Origin of the sequence: Mesorhizobium sp. M7A.F.Ca.US.005.03.1.1 (genome assembly GCF_003997975.1) — a bacterium.
Lineage (GTDB): Bacteria > Pseudomonadota > Alphaproteobacteria > Rhizobiales > Rhizobiaceae > Mesorhizobium > Mesorhizobium ciceri.
The window spans coordinates 50,156-72,473 of record NZ_RZRO01000017.1 but is presented as its reverse complement, the minus strand read 5'-3'; the positions used below and the strand labels follow the sequence as shown (position 1 = coordinate 72,473).

The window sequence follows — 22,318 nt, the reverse complement described above, 5'->3', positions numbered from 1 at the left end:
CTTACAGCCGACCTGTTAAGAAAGGTTAACGGCAAAGGCTTAACAGGCGGTGAAACCGCCGCCTTTGCGAAATTTCTTAACCATGTCAGCAGTCGCCGCTGCTCCGGCCATTGGACCTGATGATGCAGACCGAGCTCGGCTGCGGCTGCAGCACGCTGCGGCGCAGCGTGTAGGTTTCGCGATGGCCGATCGAGCCTGTGGCCGCCATGTCGAGCCCGCCGAAACCGTCACGGGCCGACAGCGAGCGTGTCTGGCTGTCGAGGAAAGGGGTTGCGATCAGCGCCAGCGCCACCGCGGCCGAACCGAACAGAAGCGTTATGCGCAATATGCCCATGCCCGCATCGGCGGCGCGAAAGCCGCGCTCGGGCCTGATCGAGTCCCAATCCCTGTCTAGGCTCATGCTATCGCTCCCCGGCAAATCGACGGCTCGGCCGCGAACGGCCATGCTTCAATTTTTCACGACGAGATAAATCTTCCATTAATGCTGGCTGATACAACGCCTCGGCCAGGAACCGGCCGGACGGGAGCCTCAGAGAAGATCGATGAGGAACGGGATCAGCGGCTCATCGGCCGGCGGCATCGGGTAATCGCGCATCTGCTTCGGCCGCACCCATTTCAGCGTCTGCCCTTCCCTGGGCTGCGCGATACCGCGAAAGCGGCGACAGATGAACAGCGGCATCAGCAGGTGGAAATCGTCGTAGGAATGGCTGGCGAAAGTGAGCGGCGCCAGGCACGGGATGTCGGTTTCGATGCCGATTTCCTCATGCAGTTCGCGAATGATGCATTGTTCGGGCGTCTCGCCCGGCTCGACCTTGCCGCCGGGAAATTCCCACAGCCCGGCAAGTTGCTTGCCCTGAGGCCGCTGCGCCAAAAGCACCCGGCCGTCGGCATCGACCAGCGCGCAGGCGGCGACCAGCAGCAGGCGCTTGCCGGCAATCACGACATCATTCATGACCCGGCGGCCGGCGGTAGTGGTAGCGATAGACTTCCTCGAAGCCGAGCGAATGGTAGAGCGCCAGTGCCGGCACATTGTTGGCCTCGACTTGCAGCCAGGCTTCCCGTGCGCCCCGCAGCCGTGCCCATTTCAGTGCCGACAGGATCAGGTTGCGGCCGTGGCCCCTGTTGCGTGCCGACTTGTCGGTGGCGACTTCGAACAGGCCGGCGAGATCGCCGTCATGCACGCAGATCAGCGTCGCCAGCGCTTCTGATCCATCTTCGAGCGCGAACAGCCCGGCTTCGGGCTGGATGGCGCCGATGATCTCCGACAGGCCGGGGCGCAGCGAAACATCCGAACCGCTGACCTTGAGCGACGCGCCGATGAAGCGGCTGATGTCTTTCAGCGGGATCTGGTCCATGGCAGCGTCGAGTTGCGCATCGGCCAGCGGCAGCCGCATGACCAGCGACTCGTCGAACCGGCTCCATCCCTCACGGTCGAGATGGCCAGCAAGATCGGGACCCGACAACGGCGACATGCGGAATGTCAGCGGCCTGCCATAGGCATCGAAACGGCGGCTGGCCCGGCCGATACGGTCGGCAATGTGCTGGATGTCGCCGGGATCGAGCGGATTGACCGAGTTCAGCCGCTTGGCCGGATGGCCGGCGGTCAGCCGCACCACCCAGGTGCCGTCATAGTGGACGGCGGCCGCCGGCCAGGCGCGAAAGCCGGCCGCCTCGTAACGGCGAACGATCGCGAGCATGCTTGCCGGATGCCTGGAGCTCAAAACCGTCAGCTCCGGTAATCGCCATTGATGGCGACATATTCCTTGGTGAGGTCGCAGGTCCACACCGTCGCCTTGCCGCGGCCGATGCCGATATCGGCGCGGATGCGGATATCGTCGCGCTTCATGTAGGCCGACGTCGCGGCCTCGGAATAGCCGGGGTCGCGCTCGCCTTCATGCGCCAGCCTGTTGTCGCCGAACCAGATCGACAGCCGGTCGCGATCGGCGGGTTCGCCGGCCTTGCCGACGGCCATGACGACGCGGCCCCAATTGGCGTCCTCGCCGGCGACTGCCGTCTTGACCAGCGGCGAATTGGCGATCGACAGCGCGATGCGCTTGGCCGAGCGCGCCGATTTGGCGCCGGTGACGGTGACTTCGACCTGCTTGCGGGCGCCTTCGCCGTCGCGCACCACCTGCAGCGCCAGCGATTTCAGCACCTTGCCGAGCGCCCGGCGGAACGTGCCGAGACGGGCATCCTTGGGATCGGTTATCGCCGGCGCGCCGCGCCTGGCGGCCTTGCCGGTGGCGAAGATCAGCAGCGTGTCGCTGGTCGAGGTGTCGCTGTCGACGGTGACCGCGTTGAAAGTCTTGGCCGTGCCGCGCGACAACAGATCCTGCAGGACAGGGGCGGCGATCGGCGCGTCGGTGGCGATGAAGGAGAGCATCGTCGCCATGTCGGGCGCGATCATGCCGGCGCCCTTGGAAATGCCGTTGATGGTGACATCGGTGTCGCCGAGCTTGACGGTCGCGGTCGCCACTTTCGGATAGGTATCCGTGGTCATGATCGCCTTTGCCGCTTCGGTCCACAGCTCGGGCTTGCCCTTGCTGACCAGCCCCGCGAGCAGATGGCTGAATTTGCTGGTGTCGAGCGGCTCGCCGATGACGCCGGTCGAGGCCATGAAAACCTCCGCTGCCGTGCAGCCGGCCGCCTTCGCCGCCGCCTCGCCGGTCAGTGCGGTCGACTCGCGGCCCTTCTTGCCGGTGAAGGCGTTGGCGTTGCCGGAATTGACGACCAGCACCCGCGCCTTGCCCGCGCCGAGATTCTGCCGGCAGAAATCGACCGGCGCCGAGGGGCATTTCGATTTCGTGAACACGCCGGCGACCGCAGTGCCTTCATCGAAGACCATGGTCAAAAGATCGGTGCGGCCCTTGTACTTTATCCCTGCCTCGGCGGTGGCGATGCGCACCCCCTCGATTTCTGGCATTTTCGGGTATTTCTTCGGCGCAAGCGGCGAAATCGTCGTGGACATGGAGGCCTCGGGCGGGAAAAATCGCAAGGGAAGGCCGGTTTGCCCGATAGACCGCGCCGGCGCAAGGGCGTTTTCGTCGCTCTTGTCCGGGAGCTCGAACTCGCCCCTGGGAGCAGGGCTCCGAGACGTCGCAAGCCATGCAGTAGACATCGTCCGACGGCCGGTCCGGCGGTGTCAGCCAGTTTGCGCCGGCCGCGTTCATGTTAGTAGGAATTTATTCTTGACAGGGTGAGAGCAGCTATGCTACATTTTCGTCCATGGTGCTGATTTGCGCCAGTGACCCGCCTCCGGCGGGTTTTGCTTTTGGGGGCTCACCAACCGAGACGCCGGTAAGATTCCAGAAAAACGACCAACCCCTGCCCCGACCTTGCCAGCCTCCAGAAGCTTCAAAACGCGCCGTTTCGTTTGAGCGTCGGGTCACCTATATTGCCGGCGAAGTGTTTGGCGAGGACGACAGAGATGGCCGAGGACGCCGATCCGGCGCGCAGATCGATCGGTGCGCGGCGCAATCCCGACAGCGCCGAGGCCATTCTCCAAGCCGCCGAGACCGTGCTGGTCGAAGCCGGTTATGCCGGTTTCTCGATCGAGGCGGTGGCGCGGCGGGCCCGCGCCGGCAAACCCACCATCTATCGCTGGTGGCCGAGCAAGGCGGCGTTGCTGCTTGAGGTCTACCAGCGCCAGAAGCGCGTCGATGTTCCCGATACCGGGGTGTTGGAGGAGGATCTCGTCGGCTTCCTGAAGAACCTGTTCGCCCACTGGCGCGAGACATCGTCGGGAAGCGTGTTCCGGTCGCTGATCGCCGAGGCACAGTCGGACGAGACCGCGGCCGCGGCCCTTGCCGACTACTCACTGGGCCGACGGTCCCATACCGCCCAGATCATCGAACGCGCCAAGGCAAGGGGCGAAATCCCGGCCGAAATCGATTCAGCTGTTGTCGCCGACCTGATCGCCTCCTTCGCCTGGAGACATCTGCTGACCAACCGGCTCGACGAGGACGAAGCGACCATCGACAAGGCCGTCAACTACGTGATGCGAGGCATAGCGGCGCCTGCCTCGTAAAGACGGCAATGAATGAAAAAGGGCGCGGCAACCCCTGGCTGCCGCGCCCCTTTTCAAAAAAGCTGCCAGTCTTACTTGGCGCTTTCCAGCGTATCGACCGCCTTCTTCAGGTTGGCGTCGGGGATCTCGACCTTGGCGCCGGCGCGCAGCGACTTGACCAGCGCGAAATACTTGTCGCGGATGACCGCCTGCTTGGCCTGGTCCTTGACGTCGTCGAAGGCCGGCGGCTGCTTGGTGCGCTTGTCCTCGAGCTTGATGACATGCCAGCCGAACTGCGTTTGCACCGGCTGCTCGGTGTATTTGCCGACCTCGAGCGCGGAGGCCGCCTTGTCGAACTCCGGCACCATCTGGCCAGGTCCGAACCAGCCGAGATCGCCGCCGCTGGTCTTGCCTGACGGATCGCTGGTGTGTTCGTTGGCGAGCTTCTGGAAGTCGGCGCCGCCGTCGAGCTGCTTGATGATCGCCTCGGCCTCTTCCTTCGTCTTCACGAGGATGTGACGGGCATGCAGCTCGTTGGTGGGCGGCGTGTTGGCGATTTCCTGGTCGTAGCGGGCGCGGACCTCGGCGTCGGTGACCTTGTCGACGACACCCTTCTCGACCATCTCGCCGTGCAGCGCGCGCTGCTGCAGGAAGGCCATGCGGCGCTGGAAGTCGGGATCCTTGTCGAGCCCTGTGGTGACCGCCTGGGCGGCCATGACGCGGATCTCGATGGCAGCCGAAAGGGCGGCGGCACGGCGCTGCTCGGGCGGCAATTGTGCAAACTGCTGCGACAATTCCCCTTCGGCAAGCACCAGATCTGCTTCGGTCAGGGGCTGACCGTTGACCGTGGCGATAACCTTATTGGGATCGACCGGTGCCGCGGCTGGCGCTGCTGCATCCGCCGGAGCGGGAGCGGTTTGCTGCGCCGTCACAGGCGAGAGCGAAAGGGCCGACAGGCCGACGGCCAAGCCAAGGCTGGCGAGCGACGCGCGGCGAAACAACAGGGACATAGGGGGACTCCGGTGGGGATTGTTAAGAGGGGTGCTTCCAGATCGGCCAGATTGTGGCGGAATTTGGCGCAGCCAGCAGGGCCAGCGCGGCGTTGACATCAGTTGAGCCCCCTCTTATCTGTCCAACGACTTTGCGTCCAGAACCGTTTTCCGGGCGCTTTTTGTGTTTGTCCACGTTCACGTGGAATTGATGGGGCCGCCCGGCGCTCATCTCAAGATTGAGAATTCTATCGAAAGGACCATTGGATGGTCAGTCTCGGCGGTCTCGCCCGTAAGGTTTTCGGTTCCTCCAACGACCGTCGGGTCAAATCGACCCGGCCCCGTGTCGAGGCGATCAACGCCATGGAAAACGAGATGCGGGCGCTTTCCGATGAGGAATTGGTCGGCCGCACCGCGAAATTCCGCCAGGACATCGCCAACGGCGCCACGCTCGACGATCTGTTGGTGCCGGCCTTCGCCACCGCCCGCGAGGCCGCGCGCCGCGTGCTCGGCATGCGCCCCTTCGATGTCCAGCTGATCGGCGGCATGGTGCTGCACAATGGCGGCATTGCCGAGATGCGCACTGGCGAGGGCAAGACCCTGGTCGCGACGCTGCCGGTCTACCTCAACGCGCTTGCCGGCAAGGGCGTCCACGTCGTCACCGTCAACGACTATCTGGCCACCCGCGACTCCGAATGGATGGGCCGCGTCTACAAATTCCTCGGCCTCTCGGTCGGCGTCATCGTCCACGGCCTGTCCGACGAGGAGCGCAGCGCCGCCTACGCCGCCGATGTCACCTACGCCACCAACAACGAGCTCGGCTTCGACTATCTGCGCGACAACATGAAATACGAGCGCGCCCAGATGGTGCAGCGCGGTCACAATTACGCGATCGTCGACGAAGTCGATTCCATCCTGGTCGACGAGGCACGCACGCCGTTGATCATTTCCGGTCCGCTCGAGGACCGTTCGGAAATGTACAACACCATCGACACCTTCATCATCCAGCTGCAGCCGCAGGATTATGAGATCGACGAGAAGCAGAAGACCTCGATCTTCACCGAGGAAGGCACCGAGAAGCTCGAGAACCTTTTGCGCGACGCCGGCCTGCTCAAGGGCGAGTCGCTCTACGACGTCGAGAACGTCGCCATCGTCCACCACGTCAACAACGCGCTGAAGGCGCACCGGCTGTTCCAGAAGGACAAGGACTATATCGTCCGCAACGGCGAGATCGTCATCATCGACGAGTTCACCGGCCGCATGATGCCGGGCCGCCGCTATTCGGAAGGCCTGCACCAGGCGCTCGAAGCCAAGGAGCATGTGGCGATCCAGCCGGAGAACCAGACGCTCGCCTCCGTCACCTTCCAGAACTATTTCCGCCTCTACAAGAAGCTGTCCGGCATGACCGGCACGGCGCTGACCGAGGCCGAGGAATTCGGCAACATCTACGGCCTCGAAGTCACCGAGATCCCGACCAATCTGCCGGTGATCCGCATCGACGAGGACGACGAGGTCTACCGGACGGTCGAGGAGAAATACAAGGCGATCGTCAGGGAGATCCGCGAAGCCAGCGCCAAGGGCCAGCCGACGCTGGTCGGCACCACCTCCATCGAAAAGTCCGAGCAGCTGGCCGAGCGCCTGCGCAAGGAAGGTTTTACCGATTTCGAAGTGCTGAACGCCCGCCATCACGAGCGCGAGGCGGCGATCGTCGCCCAGGCCGGCAAGCCCGGCGCCATCACCATCGCCACCAACATGGCCGGCCGCGGCACCGACATCAAGCTCGGCGGCAATGCCGAGATGCGGATCGAGGAAGAGCTGGGCGACATGCCGGCCGGCCCCGAACGCGAGGCGCGGGAAAAGGAAATCATTGCCGACATTGAGCGGCTGAAGGAAAAGGCATTGGCCGCCGGCGGCCTCTATGTGCTGGCCACCGAACGCCACGAATCGCGCCGCATCGACAACCAGCTGCGTGGCCGCTCCGGTCGCCAGGGCGACCCCGGCCGCTCGAAATTCTTCCTGTCCCTGCAAGACGATCTGATGCGCATCTTCGGCTCCGAGCGCATGGACGGCATGCTGCAGAAGCTCGGCCTCAAGGAAGACGAGGCGATCATCCATCCGTGGATCAACAAGGCGCTGGAAAAGGCGCAGAAGAAGGTCGAGGCGCGCAACTTCGACATCCGCAAGAACCTGTTGAAATATGACGACGTCTCCAACGACCAGCGCAAGGTGGTGTTCGAGCAGCGCATCGAACTGATGGACGGCGAAGGCCTCTCCGAAACGATCGCCGAGATGCGCGAAGGCGTCATCGACGAGATCGTCGCCAAGGCCATTCCCGAAAACGCCTATGCCGAGCAGTGGAACGTTGCCGGACTGAAGGCCGAGATCGCCGAGTTCCTGAACCTCGACCTGCCGGTCGAGGACTGGGCCAAGGAAGAGGGCATCGCCGAGGACGACATCCGCGAGCGCATCGCGCAGGCCGCCGAAGCCGCCGCCAAGGAGCGCGCCGAGCGTTTTGGCCCCGAGGTGATGAATTACGTCGAGCGCTCGGTAGTGCTGCAGACGCTCGACCATCTGTGGCGCGAGCACATCGTCAATCTCGACCATCTGCGTTCGGTCGTCGGCTTCCGCGGCTACGCCCAGCGCGATCCGCTGCAGGAGTACAAGGGCGAGGCGTTCGAACTCTTCCAGGCCATGCTTGGCAATCTGCGCCAGGCCGTCACCGCGCAGCTGATGCGCGTCGAACTGGTCCGTCAGGCCGCCGAAGCGCCGCCTCCGGAAGCCCCCGACATGTTCGGCACCCATATCGACGGCACCACCGGCGAAAACGACTTCGAAGGCGGCGAAACCGCCCTCCTGGTCCGCCCGGAGACAACCGCAATCGTCGCCCCCGAAGACCGCGACCCCGACAACCAGGCCACCTGGGGCAAAGTCGGCCGCAACGAAGCCTGCCCCTGCGGATCGGGAAAGAAGTACAAGCACTGCCACGGGGCGTTTGCGTAAGGGGCGCTTTTCCTTCTCCCCGTTCACGGGGGTGAGGCGTGGTCCGCGTAACGGACGAAAAGCCAATTGCTTGGCTTTTCGAACGACGAACGCCCGGAGCGATAGCGAAGGGCTGGAGTGCCGACGTTCGCGATTAGCCAATCTCCCCACCTGAGGGGGAGATGGCCGGCAGGCCAGAGGGGGGCGATGTCCCGCCGACTAAGCCGCCTCGAACTCGAACTTCAGCTGCGCGGCCTCATCCTCTGGCAGCCAAGGCACCATCTGAGGCACGATCTTGCGATAAAGCCGGGTGCTATCCTGATCGGCAACGTCTCCGTGCTGCGCGCCTCGGCGATGATGAAACAGCGGCGCAACCTCAAACGCCTGCGCCGCCCCTCACCCGCCTGCCGGCACGTTCTCCCCGTATAGGGACGGGGCGAAGGAACTTCTCACCCAACCGTTTCTTAATGTGTCTCCGCTACACCAACGCCTGAAAAAGAAGCGGAAAACGGAGAGAAATCGGGGTGCGCTTTTCCGCGGCCACGACTGCCGGGCGGTTCTTGCCGCAGCGTTGGGCGCTGCGCATGGGGCCGTTGCTTGGCCGCATCGATGCCGTGCTGTTCACCGCCGACGAGCGCGGCGAGGCCAGCCGCATGTCGGTCATCGCCTTCTCGGTCCGCATCGTCAGCGCCGTCATTGCCTTCGTCAGCCAGGTGCTGATGGCACGCTGGATGGGCTCGTTCGAGTACGGCATCTTCGTCTTAGTCTGGGTGACGATGGTCATCGTCGGCAATCTCGCCTGCCTGGGCTTCCACACCTCCGTCATCCGCTACATTCCCGAATACCGCGAGCGCGGCTTGATGGACGAGTTGCGCGGCATCGTGCTGGCCAGCCGTCTGTTCGTGCTGATCGCCTCGACGCTGATTGCCGGGCTCGGCGCGCTCGGCGTCTGGCTGGCGGCACCCTGGATCGAGAGCTACTATGTGATCCCGTTCATCCTCGGCGTCATCTGCCTGCCGATGATCGCCATGTCCGACCTCCTGTCGGGCCTGGCACGCGCCAACAGCTGGGCGCTGTTTGCCCTGTCGCCGACCTATCTGGTGCGACCGGTGCTGATCCTGCTGTTCATGGCGCTGATGCTGTTGGCGGGCTACGCACCCGATGCCAGGACCGCAATCTTTGCTTCGATCGCCGCCACCTACGCCACAACGCTCGGCCAGCTTATCGGTGTCACCCAGCGCATGGAACGGCAGATTCCGGCCGGGCCGATGAAGGTCCATTTCGCGCAATGGTTCATCGTCTCGCTGCCGATCTTCCTGGTCGAGAGCTTCTTCTTCCTGCTGACCAATGCCGACGTGCTGATGGTCGGCGCCTATATGGACCCCAATGACGTCGCCGTCTATTTCGCCACGGTGAAGACGCTGGCGCTGGTGCATTTCGTCTACTTCGCCGTCAAGGCCGGCGTTGCCCAGCGCTACGCCCAGTTCACCCATGGCGACCCGCAAAGGCTCGCCGCCTTTGCCCGCGAGACGGTGTCGTGGACGTTCTGGCCTTCGCTGTTGATGGCGCTGCTTGTGCTGGCGCTCGGCGAGCCGATGCTGGTGCTGTTCGGCCCGGAATTCAGCAGCGGCTATCCCTTGCTGTTCCTGCTCGTCTTCGGCGTCGCGGCGCGCGCCGCCGTCGGCCCCTGCGAAAGCCTGCTGACGATGAGCGGCAACCAGAACATCTGCGCCGCCGTCTATGCCATGACGCTGGCCTTCAACATCGCCCTCAACGTGATGCTGATCCCGATGTTCGGCCTGTGGGGCGCGGCCATGGCCACCGCCTTTGCCATGATCTTCGAAGCCGGCGCGCTGTCCTTCACGGTGTGGCGCAAGCTCGGCATCGTCATGCTTATCTTCGTGCCTGCGAAAGGAGCCGCGTGATGGCTGCCATCCCGTTGCTTGAGGAAACCAGCGGCGGCACCGCCGGCGCCATGGTGTCGGGCCTTGCCGGGCTGACCCGTGACGCCGACCCCGCCCATATCGAGATTCTCGCCAACAACCGGCCCGAGCGCAAGCTCGCCATCTACCCGGCATCCGCCGGCTTCGACCTGGTCGAGGAACTGGATTATCTCTGCGCCCGCACGGTCGAGCCCAACGTGTTCTTCAACCCGCGTTTCCTTGCGCCCGCCATGCCGCGGCTGGAGGATCGCGAGGTGCGGCTGGCGGTCATCCGCGACGGCGACGAATACCGCAACCGGCTGCGCCTTCTGGTGCCGTTCTCGGTGGAACGGCCGGTGGTGCCGCTCGGCGTGCCGGTGATGCGCACATGGTCGAGCCCGTTCGGTCCGCTCGGCACGCCGCTGGTCGACCGCGACGACCCGGTGGGCGTCGTCGAGGATTTCTTCTCGATGCTGTCGCGCCCGCATCTCAAGCTGCCGAAAGTGTTCGTCCTGCCCGATGTCCGGCTCGATGGCCCGGTGGCGAGCCTGTTTGCCACCGTGGCCGAGACGCGCGGCCTGATGCTGGTCACCACCGGCCAGACCCTGCGCCCGGCGCTGGAAAGCGAGCGCGACGGCGATGACTATCTGAAGGCCTCGCTGCGTTCGCACCATTATCGCGAGTTCCGGCGGCTGAAGCGGCGCCTCGGCGACCTCGGCAGGCTGGAGCATGTCGTGGCGCGCGGCCCCGAAGACATCCGCCACGCCATCGAGAACTTCCTGACGCTGGAGGCGGCCGGCTGGAAGGGCCGGGAACGCACCGCCATGGCGATCGACCGTTTCCGCGCCGCCTTCGCCCGCGAGGCCGTGCACCGGCTGGCCGAGCAGGACATGTGCCGCATCCATTCGCTGACGCTCGACGGCCGCACCATTGCCTGCCTGATCGTCTTCGTCGAAGCCGGCATCGCCTACACCTGGAAGACCGCCTATGACGAGACGCTGGCCAGCTATTCGCCGGGCACCTTGCTGATGATCGAGGTGACCAGGCAGCATCTCGACGATCCCAACATCATGATGACCGATTCCTGCGCCGTGCCCGACCATCCGGTGATGAGCCGGCTATGGGCCGAGCGCAAGCCGATGGGCACGCTGGTGATCGGCCTGACGCCGGACGCCGACCGCCTCACCCGCCAGGCCGCCTCGCAACTGCACCTCTACCGCGAAACCCGCAACATGGCCCGCCTGCTGCGCAACCGCATGAAGAGCTTGTTGGGGCGGCGCTGAGAAAAGGCAAGGGTGCGGTTCTGGAAGGATGGCACATTTTCGCTGCAATATTTGACACAGAGGTGGCCGGGACTTTACTTCGATTGCCCAAGAGGCAAGCGCTAAGATCGACTTCCGCTTCAAAAAAACGAGATTTCTTGCAGCAATTTTCCGGTGAAACCCGGCAAGATCTACTCGCATTCTTGTGCTTGATGCACGATAGTCTAGTGATTCGGTCCGCGATGAGAGAAAAATGTCGCTGAATCATGAGGCCAACGGCGCCCGGCACATCAGTGCGAACGACAGCGCCGTTGTCCGAAGGGCCGACGAAGACTTCGAAGAACTGATTCGAAGCATCCGAGCCGCCACGCATCAAGCTTTGCCTCTCTTCGAAGAGGAGCCCGTGACCGGATTGGCCCAGTCAGACACGCTGGCCGCCTCCCTCGGCTCGACTTCGGCCCGGACGGGCTCGAGTCAGGCCCACGCCATGCGCGGCTCCTCGCTCTTGTCCAACGATGACGACTTGGCGTGGTCGTTGGTTGAGGACTATGTGGCCAGGTTCGATGCGCAAACGCACGATGCCGACGCTCCCGATACGGACAAATGGGACTTGCAGGAAGAGGTGGCGAAGCTGCAACGCTTGCAGGATCGCACCTCGAAAGAGCTTGGGCGAAAATCGCGCGAGCTATCGATCGCAAGCAAGACCATCGCCGACCTGGAGGTCCAACTCAACAGGGCACGGCAGACCATTGCGCAGGCGGATAGGCATGCCGGCCAGCGCGCAACACGGTTCCTCGAAGCGAATGTCGAGGTCGAGCGCCTGGGACGGAACCTGGCGCGCGTGTCGGGGCAACTCCGCGACGAGACCATGGCCAGGCAAGCCGCCGAGCAGGCGCGTGAGGACGTTGCATCGCGGCTCGCCAGCTTGCAACAGGCCGCCATGCTGCTTCGTTCCAAGGTCGCGGACTATCAGCTCCACAACGAACGACTGACCGGCAAACTATCTGCGCAGATGCTTGTACAGCAGGACCTGCAGGCGCGGCTGTCCACGGTCGAGCATCAGCGCGGCGTTCTCGGCGATTGCGCCGCCGCCGCGCAGGAACGGGCCGTGGAACTTGAAAAGAGGTTGCGCTTGCTCCAGCGCAGCGCCCCCGATCAAAGCGTGGTCCGCGCAACGCCGAGCGCCGGGCAGCGCGCCGAGGACGTGGCCGAGCATCGGCGCCAAACCTCGGAAACCGAGATTGCGAAATTACGCCAGGAGCGCGACGCGGCGCGCCGGGACTGTGGCGCGGTGAAGGTTCAACTCGCCGATCTCCGCTTGCGCGGCATGACCGACGAACTCGCGCATGCCCGTTGCCGCAACGAGAACCGCCAGCTTCACCAAAGGCTGGAAACGCTGACACGCCAGGATCCGCCCAGCGGACCGGCAGCCGATGACAGCGCCGACCTAGAACGGACATTCGACGAATTGCTGGCAGCTGGCGAGATCGGCCCAGCCAATGACGGCGACCCCAGCGTGGCGCGCAAAGCGTGTTGATCGCCTGCTGAGACGTATCGGGAACCAAAGCGACCGTGACGCCCTTCGTCTATTGAACTTCGAGTGGCCCGCCACCCGAAGCTCGGAGAGCGAAGGGTGGTGCCCCTAGCCGGGATCGAACCAGCACTCCTTGCGGAACTCGATTTTGAGTCGAGCGCGTCTACCAATTCCGCCATAGGGGCTCAGGCCGGGCGGCCTGGATGGCGCGGGACTATACGGTTGGAGGCCTGTTCGTCAACTGGCCAATTCCTCGTCGCCTCGGATGCGACCAAACTGCGCCTTTCGATTTCGTGACGGGGCTGCCATTGTGCAGCGCGGAAAATCTTTCTAGACAGGCGGCGCATCAAAGCGCGGCACGTCTGCGGGGACGGATGGCGTGCGCTGGGTCTTTGTTCTGTGCATGCCGTTACACCCCAACCTGCCTGCAATTGAACGACACGCATTAGGAGTGCCGATGCTTCGCGGACTTTACGACTGGACCCTGTCGCTGGCGGCCCGCAAATCCGCCGAATGGTGGCTGGCCTTCATCGCCTTCGTCGAAAGCTCGGTGTTCCTGGTGCCGGCCGACGTGCTCTATCTGCCGATGGCGCTGTCGCGGCCGGACCGCGCCTACCGCTATGCGCTGATCGCCACCGTCGCCTCGGTGCTGGGCGGCATCGCCGGCTGGTTCATCGGCCACTATGCCTATGACGCGGTCGCCAGGCCGATCCTCGAATTCTACGGCAAGTACGACGAGTTCGAGCAACTGCGCGCGGGCGCCGGCGTCGGCTTCATCGTCCTGATGCTGATCACATCGGGTGCCGCCCACCTGCCGCCGATCAAGGTGGTGACGATCCTGTCCGGTGTCATCGGCGTCAATTTGCTGCTGTTCATCGTACTGGCGATCGTGGCCCGCGGCGCCCGCTTCCTGCTGCTCGCCTGGCTGCTGCGCCGCTATGGCGAACCGATCCGCGAATTCATCGAAAAGCGCCTCGGCCTGATCGCCGGCGCCGGCGCGGTTGCCCTGATTTTGCTCTATATCCTGGTCAAATACGCGTTCTGAACATTACCATTGCGAGCCGGACGGACCGATTGAAATGACAGCGACCATGAATGCCGACACCGGACGCCAGCGCACGCTGACCGCCTTGTTCCTCGCCGTCGCCATGGCCGCCACCGTCGGCTCGGCGCTCGGCTTCCAGTATCTCGGCGGCTACATCCCCTGCCACCTCTGCCTCGAACAGCGCACGCCCTACTATATCGGCGTGCCGCTGATGGTGCTGGCGGTGATTGCGTCGATGCTGCACGCACCCAGCTGGCTGACGCGCGGCCTGCTGGCCGTCGGCGGCATCCTGATGCTCTACGGCCTCTATCTCGGCGTCTACCACTCCGGTGTCGAATGGCAGTGGTGGGCCGGCCCGACCGACTGCACGGCGGGCGCCGGGCCGGTCGACACCGGCGGCAAGGGCGTGCTCGACGCGCTCGACAAATTCGTGCCGCCATCCTGCGACAAGGCCGCCTTGCGCATCCTCGGCCTGTCGCTGGCCGGCTGGAACGCCATCGCCAGCCTGATCCTCGCCGCCGTCGCTTTCCGCGGCGCCCTCACCCGCGACTAAGCCAATTCGATTGAACGGCGTGACGCAGAGTTCGCGCAAAAATTCGCCGGGCTGAGTCGGATAGGCGCGGCTTTCGAGAACCGGAGCGGAGCGTACTGAAGTACGTGAGCACCGGAAGCGCAGAAAGCTGCGTCAGGCGGCCAGCATGGCGGATTTGTGCCGAACTCTATGGTTCGAGTTCGACATCCCAGTAGAGATAATCCATCCAGCTTTCATGCAGATGGTTGGGCGGGAACAGGCGGCCATTGTTGTGCAGATCGTGCACCGTCGGCTGGAAAGGCTTCTGCAGCGGCCACATCTTGGCATGCGCCGGCATCATGCCGCCCTTCCTCAAATTGCACGGCGAACAGGCGGCAACGACATTCTCCCACGTCGTCGCGCCGCCGCGATGGCGGGGAATGACGTGATCGAAGGTCAGGTCCTCCGGCGTGCCGCAATATTGGCACTGGAAGCGATCGCGCAGGAAGACGTTGAAGCGGGTGAAGGCCGGGTGCCTGGAGGGCTTCACATAGGCCTTAAGACTGACAACGCTCGGCAGCTTCATCGAGAAGGTCGGCGAGGAGACGGCGTGCTCGTATTCGGCGACGATGTTCACCCGGTCGAGGAACACCGCCTTGATGGCGTCCTGCCACGACCAGAGCGACAAGGGGTAATAGCTGAGCGGACGGTAATCCGCATTCAGCACCAGTGCTGGAAGCCCATCCGGAGATACGGCAACCGTCACGTGTTCACCTCCTTGGTTCTAGACCCGAACGGCACGGATACTGTAAGCCCGACATGACAGGGATGTGAAGCGGATTGTCGCGTCGCTGAAGCGCCAAAAATGCATGATTTTTATGATTTTTCGCGGATTCAGGCCGGCGGCGCGGCGTCCCGCCCTCTGGTTTCACGATAATAGGACCAGAAAAGCCGCGATGCGACACCTCGCCACGGGCTCCATGATTCGGCCAATGCGATCAGCGTTTTCTCAGGCGGACGCGGCTCGATGCCGAGCGCGTGGCCGACCGCGCTCTGCAGCGCGACATCACGCGCGGGGAAAATGTCGGGGTGCCCGGCAGCAAACAACAGGTACACTTCCGCAGTCCACGGGCCGATGCCGGACACCGCCGTCATCGTCGTGATCGCCTCCTCGGCATCGAGCGAACAGAGGTGATGCAGGTCGAGGCCGTCGACCACGGCCTGGGCAATTGCGATCAGGCCGCGCTGCTTCGGCCGCGACAGGCCGGCCTCGCGAAACATGTCCTCGCCGGCGGCCAGGATCGCCTGCGGCGTCAGCGGATCGACGAGCTTGGTCAGCCGGCCGAAGATCGCATCGGCGCTGGCGCGGGACACTTGCTGCGAGACGACGATCGACGCCAGGCTTCGAAACCCCGGTTCGGACAGCCGCAGCGGCACTTCGCCGGCCATGCCGCGCACCTTTTCCAGGCGCGGGTCGATCACGCAAAGCGCATCGAGCCCCCGGGCAATGTCGTCTGATGTCGCGATACGCTGCATGCTTTCTTGTTCCTGAACCGGCAGCACGGTAGCAATTGGCAAAACCGCCGCACAACCCGATTGCCGCCGCAGAGATGACACTCCTGACATTCCGCTTCGCGCCCAGCCCCAATGGCGACCTGCATCTCGGCCACGCCTATTCGGCGCTGCTCAACCAGAAGCTGGCGGCACGGGCGGACGGCCGCCTGCTGCTGCGCATCGAGGATATCGACACGACGCGCTGCACGCCGCAATTCGAGGCCGGCGTGCTTGCCGACCTGAAATGGCTGGGGCTTGGCTGGGAAGAGCCGGTGCGCCGCCAATCCGAGCATTTCGCCGAATACCAGGCGGTGCTCGAGCGGCTGGTCCGGGAGGAACTCGTCTATCCCGCCTTCATGAGCCGTGGCGAGATCCGCGCCTTCATCACCGACAGTGAAAAGCGTGGGCGCGACTGGCCGCGCGATCCCGATGGCGTGCCGCTCTACCCCGCCGCTGACAAGGCGCTGCCAGTCAAGGAACGCCAGCGGCGGATCGCCGGGAATGCGCCCTTCGCCTGGCGGCTGGATGTCGATGCCGCCTTGGCGCGTGTCGGCAAGGACCTGTCTTGGACCGAATTCGCCGACGAGACGCTTTCCGCGACACGCTCGATCGAAGCCCGTCCGCAGGACTGGGGCGACGTGATCGTGGCGCGCCGCGATATCCCGACCAGCTACCACCTCGCCGTCGTCATGGACGATGCCCTGCAAGGCGTCAGCCACGTCGTGCGCGGACGAGATCTGTTTTCCGCCACCGGCGTGCAGCGCCTGCTGCAGCAACTCCTGGGACTGCCGCAACCGGCCTATTTCCATCATCGCCTCATCCTCGGGCCCGACGGACGAAAGCTGTCGAAGAGCCTGGGCGATACCGGCCTTGCCGCCTTGCGCCATGCCGGCGCATCGCCTGACGACATCAGGCGAATGGTCGGGCTTTGAGCCCGGTGAGACCAAGAAGCCACCCCCAGATGGGCCGGCGTTGAATTCCGGTGATCTATGGATCAACCGTTTCGCTTTGCGCGCCGGGGTGAACGGGATTAGAGCATCGCCACGGCAATTCTCTCCAGTGCGGCGGACTCCGGAACATGCACAGCATCAAGCGGTTCATTCCCGCCACCTTCGTCGTTCTGTGGGCGACCGGCTTCATTGGCGCGCGCTACGCCATGCCATGGGCGGAGCCGTTCACCTTCCTCGCCGCGCGGTTCGTCATCGCCGCCATCCTGCTGGCCGTCCTGATGCTTGTATTGGGTTCGAAAAAAGCCACCCGCGAGGAGGCGCTGCATGCCACCGGCGCGGGCATCCTGATGCATGGCGTCTATCTCGGCGCTGTGTTCTGGGCCATCCACAGGGGCATGCCGGCCGGCTTTTCGGCCCTCATCGTCGGCCTGCAGCCGCTGATCACGGCGGTGCTGGCCGGCAAATTCCTCGGCGAGGCGATCCTGCCGCGTCACTGGCTTGGCCTTGGCATCGGCCTCATCGGTATCGTCATCGTGCTGTGGCCGAAGCTCGGCGCGCTCGGCGGCGGCGTGACCGCGGCGACATTGACCGCCTCGCTGGTTTCGGTGCTCGGCATGAGCGCCGGCACCATCTGGCAGAAGCGCTTTGCCTCCGGCGGCGACCTCGTCGCGGCGACCATGTGGCAATATGTCGGCGGTGGCTCGCTGATGCTCGTCGCCTCCCTCGCCTTCGAAACCCACACGGTCGTCATCAATGGCGAACTGATCTTCGCCATGGCCTGGCTGGTGCTGGTGCTGTCGCTCGGCGCCATCTTCCTGCTGATGGTGATGATCCGCGACGGCGAGATGTCGAAGGTGGCCTCGCTGTTCTACCTGGTGCCGGCGGTGACGGCGATCATCGCCTGGGCCCTGTTCGACGAGCAGCTCAACGCACTTCAGATTTCCGGCATGGCGATCACGACATTCGGCGTCGGCCTGGCAACGGCGCGGCAGGCCAAGGGAAGAACTGTGGAATTGAGGAATTGAGGAATTGAGGAATTGAGGAATTGAGGAATTGAGGAAGAAGCACAGACAGCGCCGGATATGGCCCCCTTTTTCTCCAATTCTTCAATTCCTCAATTCGACCTGTCATCCCACCCGCGCACGCGCCTCCAGGTAGCGGCTGATCGCGGCATTGAGCTCGCCGCCGAGGATGAAGATCGCAGACACCATGTAGAGGAAGACCACGGCGATCATGATCGAGGCCAGGCCGGCATAGGTCGTCACATAGGACGAGAAGTGGTCGAGATAGGTGGCGAAGATGGTCGAACCGATAAGCCATGCCGCCAGCGTGAAGACGATGCCCGGCACCAGCGACACGAAGCGGCGCTTGCCCGCCGGCAGCCAGAAATGGACGGCAAACAATCCGCCGACAATGACCGCCGAAGCGATGACGTAACGCCATAGCGTAATGGTGCCCATATAGGGCTTGATCCAGTCGATATGGGCTTCCGCGAGCCGCGCCAGCAGCGGCGCGAACACCAGGAGCACGCTGATCGCCAGGAAACCGGCCGTGGCGATGAGAACGAAGATGATGCTCTGCACCCGGCGGTAGATGATGCCGCGCGTTTCCGAGACGCGGTAGGCGCGGTTGAGCGACGTGCGCAGCGCCTCGATGCCGTTCGAGGCAAAATAGGCCGCAAGCACCACACCATAGGTCAAAAGGTCGGTGCGCCTGACGGTCAGCACATTGAGCACTTCGCGCGCGATCGGCTTGGCGATCTGTTCGGGCCAGGTGTCGAAGACCAGATGCACGGCCGTGTCGGAGAACGCCTGCGCGCCGAGGAAGCTCGCCAGCGTCGTCGCGAAGATCAGGAACGGGAACAGCGCCATCAGCGAGGTGATCGCCAGATGGCTGGCCATCGCCCAGCCGTCATCGGTGTTGAAATGGCCAAGTGCGTCGTAGAGGACCCGCTTGAGGGCTACGATCTTCCGCAACAAGAACCGCGCCCTCCAATTGTCTCCACGCCGGGAATATGGGAAGGGATTGCGGCAAATGGCAACCCTTGGCGAAACCACGAACAGTCCGGCGCAGAAGTTGCGCTCGATTATCATCACCGGTGCGTCTTCGGGAATAGGCGCGTACTGCGCCCGCGCGTTGAAGGCGGAGGGCTGGCGGGTGTTCGCAACGGCGCGCAAGCCGCAGGACATCGCCGCGCTCGAAGCCGATGGCATCGAGGCCTTCTATCTCGATTATTGCGAGCCGGACTCCATCGCCGCGCTGGTGACGGCGGTGCTCGACCGCACCGGCGGCCGGCTCGACGCCCTGTTCAACAACGGCGCGTATGCGCAGCCGGGCGCCGTCGAGGATCTGCCCGTTGCCGCGCTCAAGCAGCAATTCGAGGCGAATTTCTTCGGCTGGCATGATTTGACCCGCCGGCTGGTGCCGGTGATGCGCCGCCAGGGTCAGGGCCGCATCGTCCACTGTTCGTCGATCCTTGGCCTCGTGCCGGTGCGCTTTCGCGGCGCCTATTCGGCGTCGAAGCACGCACTGGAGGCCTTGATGCTCTGCCAGCGCCAGGAACTGGCGGGCAGCGGCGTCCACGTCTCGCTGATCGAGCCGGGGCCGGTGAAGTCGAAGATCGCCAGCAATGGCCTCATTTGGTTTCTCAGCAACATCGACCACGAGAATTCCGTGCACCGCGTGGACTATGCGGCGCAACTCGAACGACTGCGGGCCGGCGGCAGCCAATCGGCCTTGAAGCCAGGGCCGGAAGTGGTTCATGCGGCGCTGCGCCATGCACTTCTGTCGCGGCGCCCACGCCCGCACTATGTGGTAACAGTGCCCGCCAGGATCGGCGCGGTGCTCAGACGCATCCTGCCGGCATCGATGCTTTACCGCCTGATGGCCAAACGCGCCTGAACGCCAACCAACTGGAACGAAGCAATGGCAACCGTCTTCAACATTCTCGCCATTCTGGTCATGGTCGCCGTTGCGGTCGTGCTTGTTCGCGGCCTCATCAACATGATGCGCGGCGGCTCCGGCGTCACCTCGAACAAGCTGATGCAGGCACGAGTCATGCTGCAGGCCGTGGCGCTGGTGCTGATCCTGCTGGCGGTGTATTTCACCCGCAAGTGAGGATGCCGGCGGCCGGGGAGGCGAAATGGTCAAGCTCAACAAGATCTACACCCGCACCGGCGATGATGGCACCACAGGTCTCGGCACCGGCGAGAGGCGGCTGAAATCCGATCTGCGGGTAGAGGCCTACGGCACGGTCGACGAGGCCAATGCCTGCATCGGCATCGCCAGGGTCCACACGGCCGCGGCCCATCCCGCGATCGACGCCATGCTGTCCCGCATCCAGAACGATCTGTTCGATCTCGGCGCCGATCTCGCCGTACCCGACGACGGCAAGCCGCTCGGCTATGAGCCGCTTCGCATCGTCGCCGTGCAGACCGACCGGGTCGAAAAGGACATCGACCTTCTCAACAAGGAGCTTCAGCCGCTCAAATCCTTCGTGCTCAATGGCGGCACAGCGGCGGCGGCGGCACTTCACCTTGCCCGCACCGTGGCAAGGCGAGCCGAAAGGCTGATGGTCGCCCTGGCCCAGGACCCGAACGAGCACGTCAACCGTGACGGTCTGAAATACATCAACCGCGTCTCGGATTTCCTGTTTGTCGCCGCCCGGGCGGTCAATGACAACGGAAACGCCGACGTGCTATGGGTTCCCGGCAAGAACCGCTGATTGTCGAAAGCGGAAGAGGGCCTGGGGCATGTTCATCCCGCTTTACGACACCAACAGGCTGCGCCACATCCGCCTGCAATATGTGACCATCGGGCTGATCGTGGCCAACGCCCTGGTCTACCTCGTCACCGCGCTCGGCGGCGAGAGTTTCTCCAATGCCGCCGTGCTTGGTCTCGGCTTCATCCCGTCGGTCGTCCATGACACCGCAGAGCTCGATCCCCGTTTTATCGTCATCCCCGAAAGCCTGAGCTACCTCACCTATTCCTTCCTGCATGCCGACATCTTCCACCTCGGCGGCAACATGCTGTTCCTGTGGGTGTTCGGCGACAATGTCGAGGACGCGCTCGGTCACATCCGCTACCTCATCTTCTACCTGTTGTGCGCGATCGCCGGCGCCGCCTTCCAGGGCCTCGTCGCCTGGGACTCGCAGGTGCCGCTGATCGGTGCCTCGGGCGCCATCGCCGGCGTGGTCGTCGCCTATCTGATCCTTTATCCCAGGGTGAAGGTCTGGGTGTTGGCCTTCGCCCGCATCCCGCTGCGCATTCCGGCCTTCATCCCGCTCATCCTGTGGGTCCTTTTCCAGGTGGTGATGTTTGCCGCCGGCGGCGAGGATCAGATCTCCTGGGCCTGCCATATCGGCGGCATCATCGCCGGCGCCGTTCTGGTGCTTGTCTTGCGTAGCCGCGGCGTGCCGCTGTTTGCCGGCGCCGACGACGACGTCGCGCCCGCCGCTCCCGACCAGCCGCCGGTTGCCACGGAACCGCTGATCCCCGATCAACCCGCCGCGACACCGCGCTGGGGACGCGGAAACGCTTCCAGTTCGGACTGAACCGATTTGAGCCACTTGCAGCGTATTGACGTGCAGGGTTGCCGCAACTACGGAAACGTCTCCGCCGCAACCTAAGGCGGGCAAAGACCAGAATTTCCATCCGGCCAGAATTTCCACCTGGAATGTCGGCTTTCGACAACTCAGAACGGGCGCAGGCTGTTATAGCGCGCCCAATTAGCGTGAAGAGGTGACAGGCAAATGAAGATCCTTGTGCCCGTGAAGCGGGTTGTGGATGCGAACGTCAAGGTTCGCGTGAAGGCTGATGGTTCGGCGGTGGAGCTCGCCAACGTCAAGATGGCGATGAACCCGTTCGACGAGATCGCGGTTGAAGAAGCGATCCGGCTGAAGGAAGCTGGCAAGGCGGAAGAAATCATCGTCGTCTCGATCGGCCCGCAGCAGGCGCAGGAAACCCTGCGCACGGCGCTCGCCATGGGCGCCGACCGCGCCATCCTGGTCAAGACCGACGAACAGACCGAGCCGCTCGGCGTCGCCAAGGTGCTGAAGGGCGTCGTCGACGCCGAGCAGCCCGGCCTCGTCATCCTCGGCAAGCAGGCGATCGACGACGATTCCAACCAGACCGGCCAGATGCTGGCGGCACTGTTGGGCTGGGCGCAGGGCACCTTCGCCTCCAAGATCGTGCTCGACGGCGACAAGGCCAAGGTGACGCGCGAAGTCGATGGCGGCCTGCAGACGGTGGAACTGAAGATGCCGGTGATCGTTACCGCCGACCTTCGCCTCAACCAGCCGCGCTATGCCTCGCTGCCCAACATCATGAAGGCCAAGAAGAAGCAGCTCGACGAGAAGAGCCCGGCCGACTACGGCGCCGACGTCAAGCCGCGGCTGAAGGTCATCAAGACCGAAGAGCCGAGCGGCCGCAAGGCAGGCGTCAAGGTCAAGAGCGTCGCTGAGCTGGTCGACAAGCTGAAGAACGAAGCCGGCGTGCTGTAAGGAAATCCGATGAGGCCGGCCTGCAAACGGCTGGCTTCTCCGCTTCCGGTGCTCACGTACAGAAG

Annotated in this window: 23 protein-coding genes and 1 tRNA gene; 15 read left to right on the top strand and 9 right to left on the bottom strand. The window is 64.0% G+C overall.

Annotation, left to right across the window (positions count from 1 at the left end):
* Positions 1-85: 85 nt before the first annotated feature.
* The 4 genes from EN990_RS10710 to argJ form a co-directional block, all read right to left on the bottom strand.
* Entirely contained in the window at positions 86-400 is a 315-nt protein-coding gene (locus EN990_RS10710; RefSeq protein ID WP_013529445.1) for a hypothetical protein, read from the bottom strand.
* Between the two features lie 129 nt (positions 401-529).
* Positions 530-952: an 8-oxo-dGTP diphosphatase MutT gene (gene mutT, locus EN990_RS10705; RefSeq protein WP_127365839.1), complete on the bottom strand. Its 423-nt coding sequence runs from the start codon at positions 950-952 to the stop codon at positions 530-532.
* The gene (locus tag EN990_RS10700; RefSeq protein WP_032899301.1) at positions 945-1,697 is read right to left on the bottom strand and encodes a GNAT family N-acetyltransferase; all 753 of its coding nucleotides are present in this window, start codon (positions 1,695-1,697) and stop codon (positions 945-947) included. Before EN990_RS10700 ends, mutT begins: the two co-directional genes overlap by 8 nt.
* A gap of 29 nt (positions 1,698-1,726) precedes the next feature.
* Positions 1,727-2,968, bottom strand: coding sequence for a bifunctional glutamate N-acetyltransferase/amino-acid acetyltransferase ArgJ (gene argJ, locus EN990_RS10695; RefSeq protein ID WP_127370186.1), 1,242 nt, complete (start codon positions 2,966-2,968; stop codon positions 1,727-1,729).
* Positions 2,969-3,427: 459 nt separating this feature from the next.
* Between argJ and EN990_RS10690 the strand changes: the two genes are divergently transcribed.
* Positions 3,428-4,027 carry a TetR/AcrR family transcriptional regulator gene (locus tag EN990_RS10690; RefSeq protein ID WP_127365840.1) on the top strand — a complete coding sequence of 200 codons (600 nt, stop codon included), beginning with the start codon at positions 3,428-3,430 and terminating at the stop codon, positions 4,025-4,027.
* Positions 4,028-4,098: 71 nt separating this feature from the next.
* Here the strand turns inward: EN990_RS10690 and EN990_RS10685 are convergent, their stop codons facing one another.
* Positions 4,099-5,016 (bottom strand): peptidylprolyl isomerase, encoded by a 918-nt coding sequence (locus EN990_RS10685; protein ID WP_027163508.1) that lies wholly within the window; start codon positions 5,014-5,016, stop codon positions 4,099-4,101.
* A gap of 246 nt (positions 5,017-5,262) precedes the next feature.
* Here EN990_RS10685 and secA point away from each other — a divergent pair, with 246 nt between their 5' ends.
* The 5 genes from secA (at position 5,263) to EN990_RS10660 (ending at position 12,695) form a co-directional block, all read left to right on the top strand.
* Positions 5,263-7,995 (top strand): preprotein translocase subunit SecA, encoded by a 2,733-nt coding sequence (gene secA, locus EN990_RS10680; protein ID WP_127384731.1) that lies wholly within the window; start codon positions 5,263-5,265, stop codon positions 7,993-7,995.
* 186 nt (positions 7,996-8,181) lie between these two features.
* Positions 8,182-8,403, top strand: coding sequence for a hypothetical protein (locus tag EN990_RS10675; protein ID WP_127369018.1), 222 nt, complete (start codon positions 8,182-8,184; stop codon positions 8,401-8,403).
* A gap of 95 nt (positions 8,404-8,498) precedes the next feature.
* Complete coding sequence (locus EN990_RS10670; protein WP_013529438.1) at positions 8,499-9,899, top strand: lipopolysaccharide biosynthesis protein; 1,401 nt, start codon at positions 8,499-8,501, stop codon at positions 9,897-9,899.
* Positions 9,899-11,179 (top strand): GNAT family N-acetyltransferase, encoded by a 1,281-nt coding sequence (locus EN990_RS10665; RefSeq protein WP_013529437.1) that lies wholly within the window; start codon positions 9,899-9,901, stop codon positions 11,177-11,179. Before EN990_RS10670 ends, EN990_RS10665 begins: the two co-directional genes overlap by 1 nt.
* 232 nt (positions 11,180-11,411) lie before the next feature.
* Complete coding sequence (locus EN990_RS10660) at positions 11,412-12,695, top strand: hypothetical protein (RefSeq protein ID WP_013529436.1); 1,284 nt, start codon at positions 11,412-11,414, stop codon at positions 12,693-12,695.
* Between the two features lie 97 nt (positions 12,696-12,792).
* Here EN990_RS10660 and EN990_RS10655 read toward each other — a convergent pair.
* Positions 12,793-12,877 (bottom strand) — tRNA-Leu (locus EN990_RS10655).
* Between the two features lie 272 nt (positions 12,878-13,149).
* Between EN990_RS10655 and EN990_RS10650 the strand changes: the two genes are divergently transcribed.
* A complete protein-coding gene (locus EN990_RS10650) occupies positions 13,150-13,737 on the top strand; it encodes a YqaA family protein (RefSeq protein ID WP_013529435.1) in 588 nt (195 codons plus the stop codon).
* Between the two features lie 34 nt (positions 13,738-13,771).
* Positions 13,772-14,290, top strand: coding sequence for a disulfide bond formation protein B (locus tag EN990_RS10645; RefSeq protein ID WP_013529434.1), 519 nt, complete (start codon positions 13,772-13,774; stop codon positions 14,288-14,290).
* A gap of 166 nt (positions 14,291-14,456) precedes the next feature.
* Here EN990_RS10645 and EN990_RS10640 read toward each other — a convergent pair whose 3' ends face one another.
* Both EN990_RS10640 and EN990_RS10635 read right to left on the bottom strand, forming a co-directional pair.
* Positions 14,457-15,014: an HNH endonuclease gene (locus tag EN990_RS10640; protein ID WP_006328497.1), complete on the bottom strand. Its 558-nt coding sequence runs from the start codon at positions 15,012-15,014 to the stop codon at positions 14,457-14,459.
* Between the two features lie 128 nt (positions 15,015-15,142).
* The gene (locus EN990_RS10635) at positions 15,143-15,784 is read right to left on the bottom strand and encodes a DNA-3-methyladenine glycosylase (RefSeq protein WP_013529433.1); all 642 of its coding nucleotides are present in this window, start codon (positions 15,782-15,784) and stop codon (positions 15,143-15,145) included.
* A 74-nt stretch (positions 15,785-15,858) separates the two neighbouring features.
* Here EN990_RS10635 and gluQRS point away from each other — a divergent pair, with 74 nt between their 5' ends.
* Together gluQRS and EN990_RS10625 are read left to right on the top strand one after the other, a co-directional pair.
* The gene (gluQRS, locus tag EN990_RS10630; protein ID WP_013529432.1) at positions 15,859-16,734 is read left to right on the top strand and encodes a tRNA glutamyl-Q(34) synthetase GluQRS; all 876 of its coding nucleotides are present in this window, start codon (positions 15,859-15,861) and stop codon (positions 16,732-16,734) included.
* A 146-nt stretch (positions 16,735-16,880) separates the two neighbouring features.
* Positions 16,881-17,777: a DMT family transporter gene (locus tag EN990_RS10625; protein ID WP_013529431.1), complete on the top strand. Its 897-nt coding sequence runs from the start codon at positions 16,881-16,883 to the stop codon at positions 17,775-17,777.
* A 102-nt stretch (positions 17,778-17,879) separates the two neighbouring features.
* Here EN990_RS10625 and EN990_RS10620 read toward each other — a convergent pair whose 3' ends face one another.
* Positions 17,880-18,731, bottom strand: coding sequence for a YihY/virulence factor BrkB family protein (locus tag EN990_RS10620; protein WP_013529430.1), 852 nt, complete (start codon positions 18,729-18,731; stop codon positions 17,880-17,882).
* Between the two features lie 55 nt (positions 18,732-18,786).
* On the opposite strand from EN990_RS10620, the gene EN990_RS10615 reads away from it, so the two are divergent.
* From EN990_RS10615 to EN990_RS10595, 5 genes are all read left to right on the top strand, one after another.
* A complete protein-coding gene (locus tag EN990_RS10615) occupies positions 18,787-19,653 on the top strand; it encodes an SDR family oxidoreductase (protein ID WP_013529429.1) in 867 nt (288 codons plus the stop codon).
* 24 nt (positions 19,654-19,677) lie between these two features.
* Positions 19,678-19,869, top strand: coding sequence for a twin transmembrane helix small protein (locus EN990_RS10610; RefSeq protein ID WP_013529428.1), 192 nt, complete (start codon positions 19,678-19,680; stop codon positions 19,867-19,869).
* 25 nt (positions 19,870-19,894) lie between these two features.
* Positions 19,895-20,476, top strand: a complete 582-nt coding sequence (locus EN990_RS10605) for a cob(I)yrinic acid a,c-diamide adenosyltransferase (RefSeq protein WP_013529427.1) — start codon at positions 19,895-19,897, stop codon at positions 20,474-20,476.
* Positions 20,477-20,504: 28 nt separating this feature from the next.
* Complete coding sequence (locus EN990_RS10600; protein ID WP_013529426.1) at positions 20,505-21,305, top strand: rhomboid family intramembrane serine protease; 801 nt, start codon at positions 20,505-20,507, stop codon at positions 21,303-21,305.
* A gap of 198 nt (positions 21,306-21,503) precedes the next feature.
* Positions 21,504-22,253, top strand: coding sequence for an electron transfer flavoprotein subunit beta/FixA family protein (locus EN990_RS10595; RefSeq protein WP_013529425.1), 750 nt, complete (start codon positions 21,504-21,506; stop codon positions 22,251-22,253).
* Positions 22,254-22,318 lie beyond the last annotated feature (65 nt).

Excerpts from the sequence above, each read along its gene's own strand:
- EN990_RS10710 (WP_013529445.1), bottom strand. The coding sequence starts at position 400 with ATGAGCCTAGACAGGGATTGGGACTCGATCAGGCCCGAGCGCGGCTTT.
- mutT (WP_127365839.1), bottom strand. The coding sequence starts at position 952 with ATGAATGATGTCGTGATTGCCGGCAAGCGCCTGCTGCTGGTCGCCGCC.
- EN990_RS10700 (WP_032899301.1), bottom strand. The coding sequence starts at position 1,697 with ATGCTCGCGATCGTTCGCCGTTACGAGGCGGCCGGCTTTCGCGCCTGG.
- argJ (WP_127370186.1), bottom strand. The coding sequence starts at position 2,968 with ATGTCCACGACGATTTCGCCGCTTGCGCCGAAGAAATACCCGAAAATG.
- EN990_RS10690 (WP_127365840.1), top strand. The coding sequence starts at position 3,428 with ATGGCCGAGGACGCCGATCCGGCGCGCAGATCGATCGGTGCGCGGCGC.
- EN990_RS10685 (WP_027163508.1), bottom strand. The coding sequence starts at position 5,016 with ATGTCCCTGTTGTTTCGCCGCGCGTCGCTCGCCAGCCTTGGCTTGGCC.
- secA (WP_127384731.1), top strand. The coding sequence starts at position 5,263 with ATGGTCAGTCTCGGCGGTCTCGCCCGTAAGGTTTTCGGTTCCTCCAAC.
- EN990_RS10675 (WP_127369018.1), top strand. The coding sequence starts at position 8,182 with ATGTCCCGCCGACTAAGCCGCCTCGAACTCGAACTTCAGCTGCGCGGC.
- EN990_RS10665 (WP_013529437.1), top strand. The coding sequence starts at position 9,899 with ATGGCTGCCATCCCGTTGCTTGAGGAAACCAGCGGCGGCACCGCCGGC.
- EN990_RS10660 (WP_013529436.1), top strand. The coding sequence starts at position 11,412 with ATGTCGCTGAATCATGAGGCCAACGGCGCCCGGCACATCAGTGCGAAC.
- EN990_RS10650 (WP_013529435.1), top strand. The coding sequence starts at position 13,150 with ATGCTTCGCGGACTTTACGACTGGACCCTGTCGCTGGCGGCCCGCAAA.
- EN990_RS10645 (WP_013529434.1), top strand. The coding sequence starts at position 13,772 with ATGACAGCGACCATGAATGCCGACACCGGACGCCAGCGCACGCTGACC.
- EN990_RS10635 (WP_013529433.1), bottom strand. The coding sequence starts at position 15,784 with ATGCAGCGTATCGCGACATCAGACGACATTGCCCGGGGGCTCGATGCG.
- gluQRS (WP_013529432.1), top strand. The coding sequence starts at position 15,859 with ATGACACTCCTGACATTCCGCTTCGCGCCCAGCCCCAATGGCGACCTG.
- EN990_RS10625 (WP_013529431.1), top strand. The coding sequence starts at position 16,881 with ATGCACAGCATCAAGCGGTTCATTCCCGCCACCTTCGTCGTTCTGTGG.
- EN990_RS10615 (WP_013529429.1), top strand. The coding sequence starts at position 18,787 with ATGGCAACCCTTGGCGAAACCACGAACAGTCCGGCGCAGAAGTTGCGC.
- EN990_RS10610 (WP_013529428.1), top strand. The coding sequence starts at position 19,678 with ATGGCAACCGTCTTCAACATTCTCGCCATTCTGGTCATGGTCGCCGTT.
- EN990_RS10605 (WP_013529427.1), top strand. The coding sequence starts at position 19,895 with ATGGTCAAGCTCAACAAGATCTACACCCGCACCGGCGATGATGGCACC.
- EN990_RS10600 (WP_013529426.1), top strand. The coding sequence starts at position 20,505 with ATGTTCATCCCGCTTTACGACACCAACAGGCTGCGCCACATCCGCCTG.
- EN990_RS10595 (WP_013529425.1), top strand. The coding sequence starts at position 21,504 with ATGAAGATCCTTGTGCCCGTGAAGCGGGTTGTGGATGCGAACGTCAAG.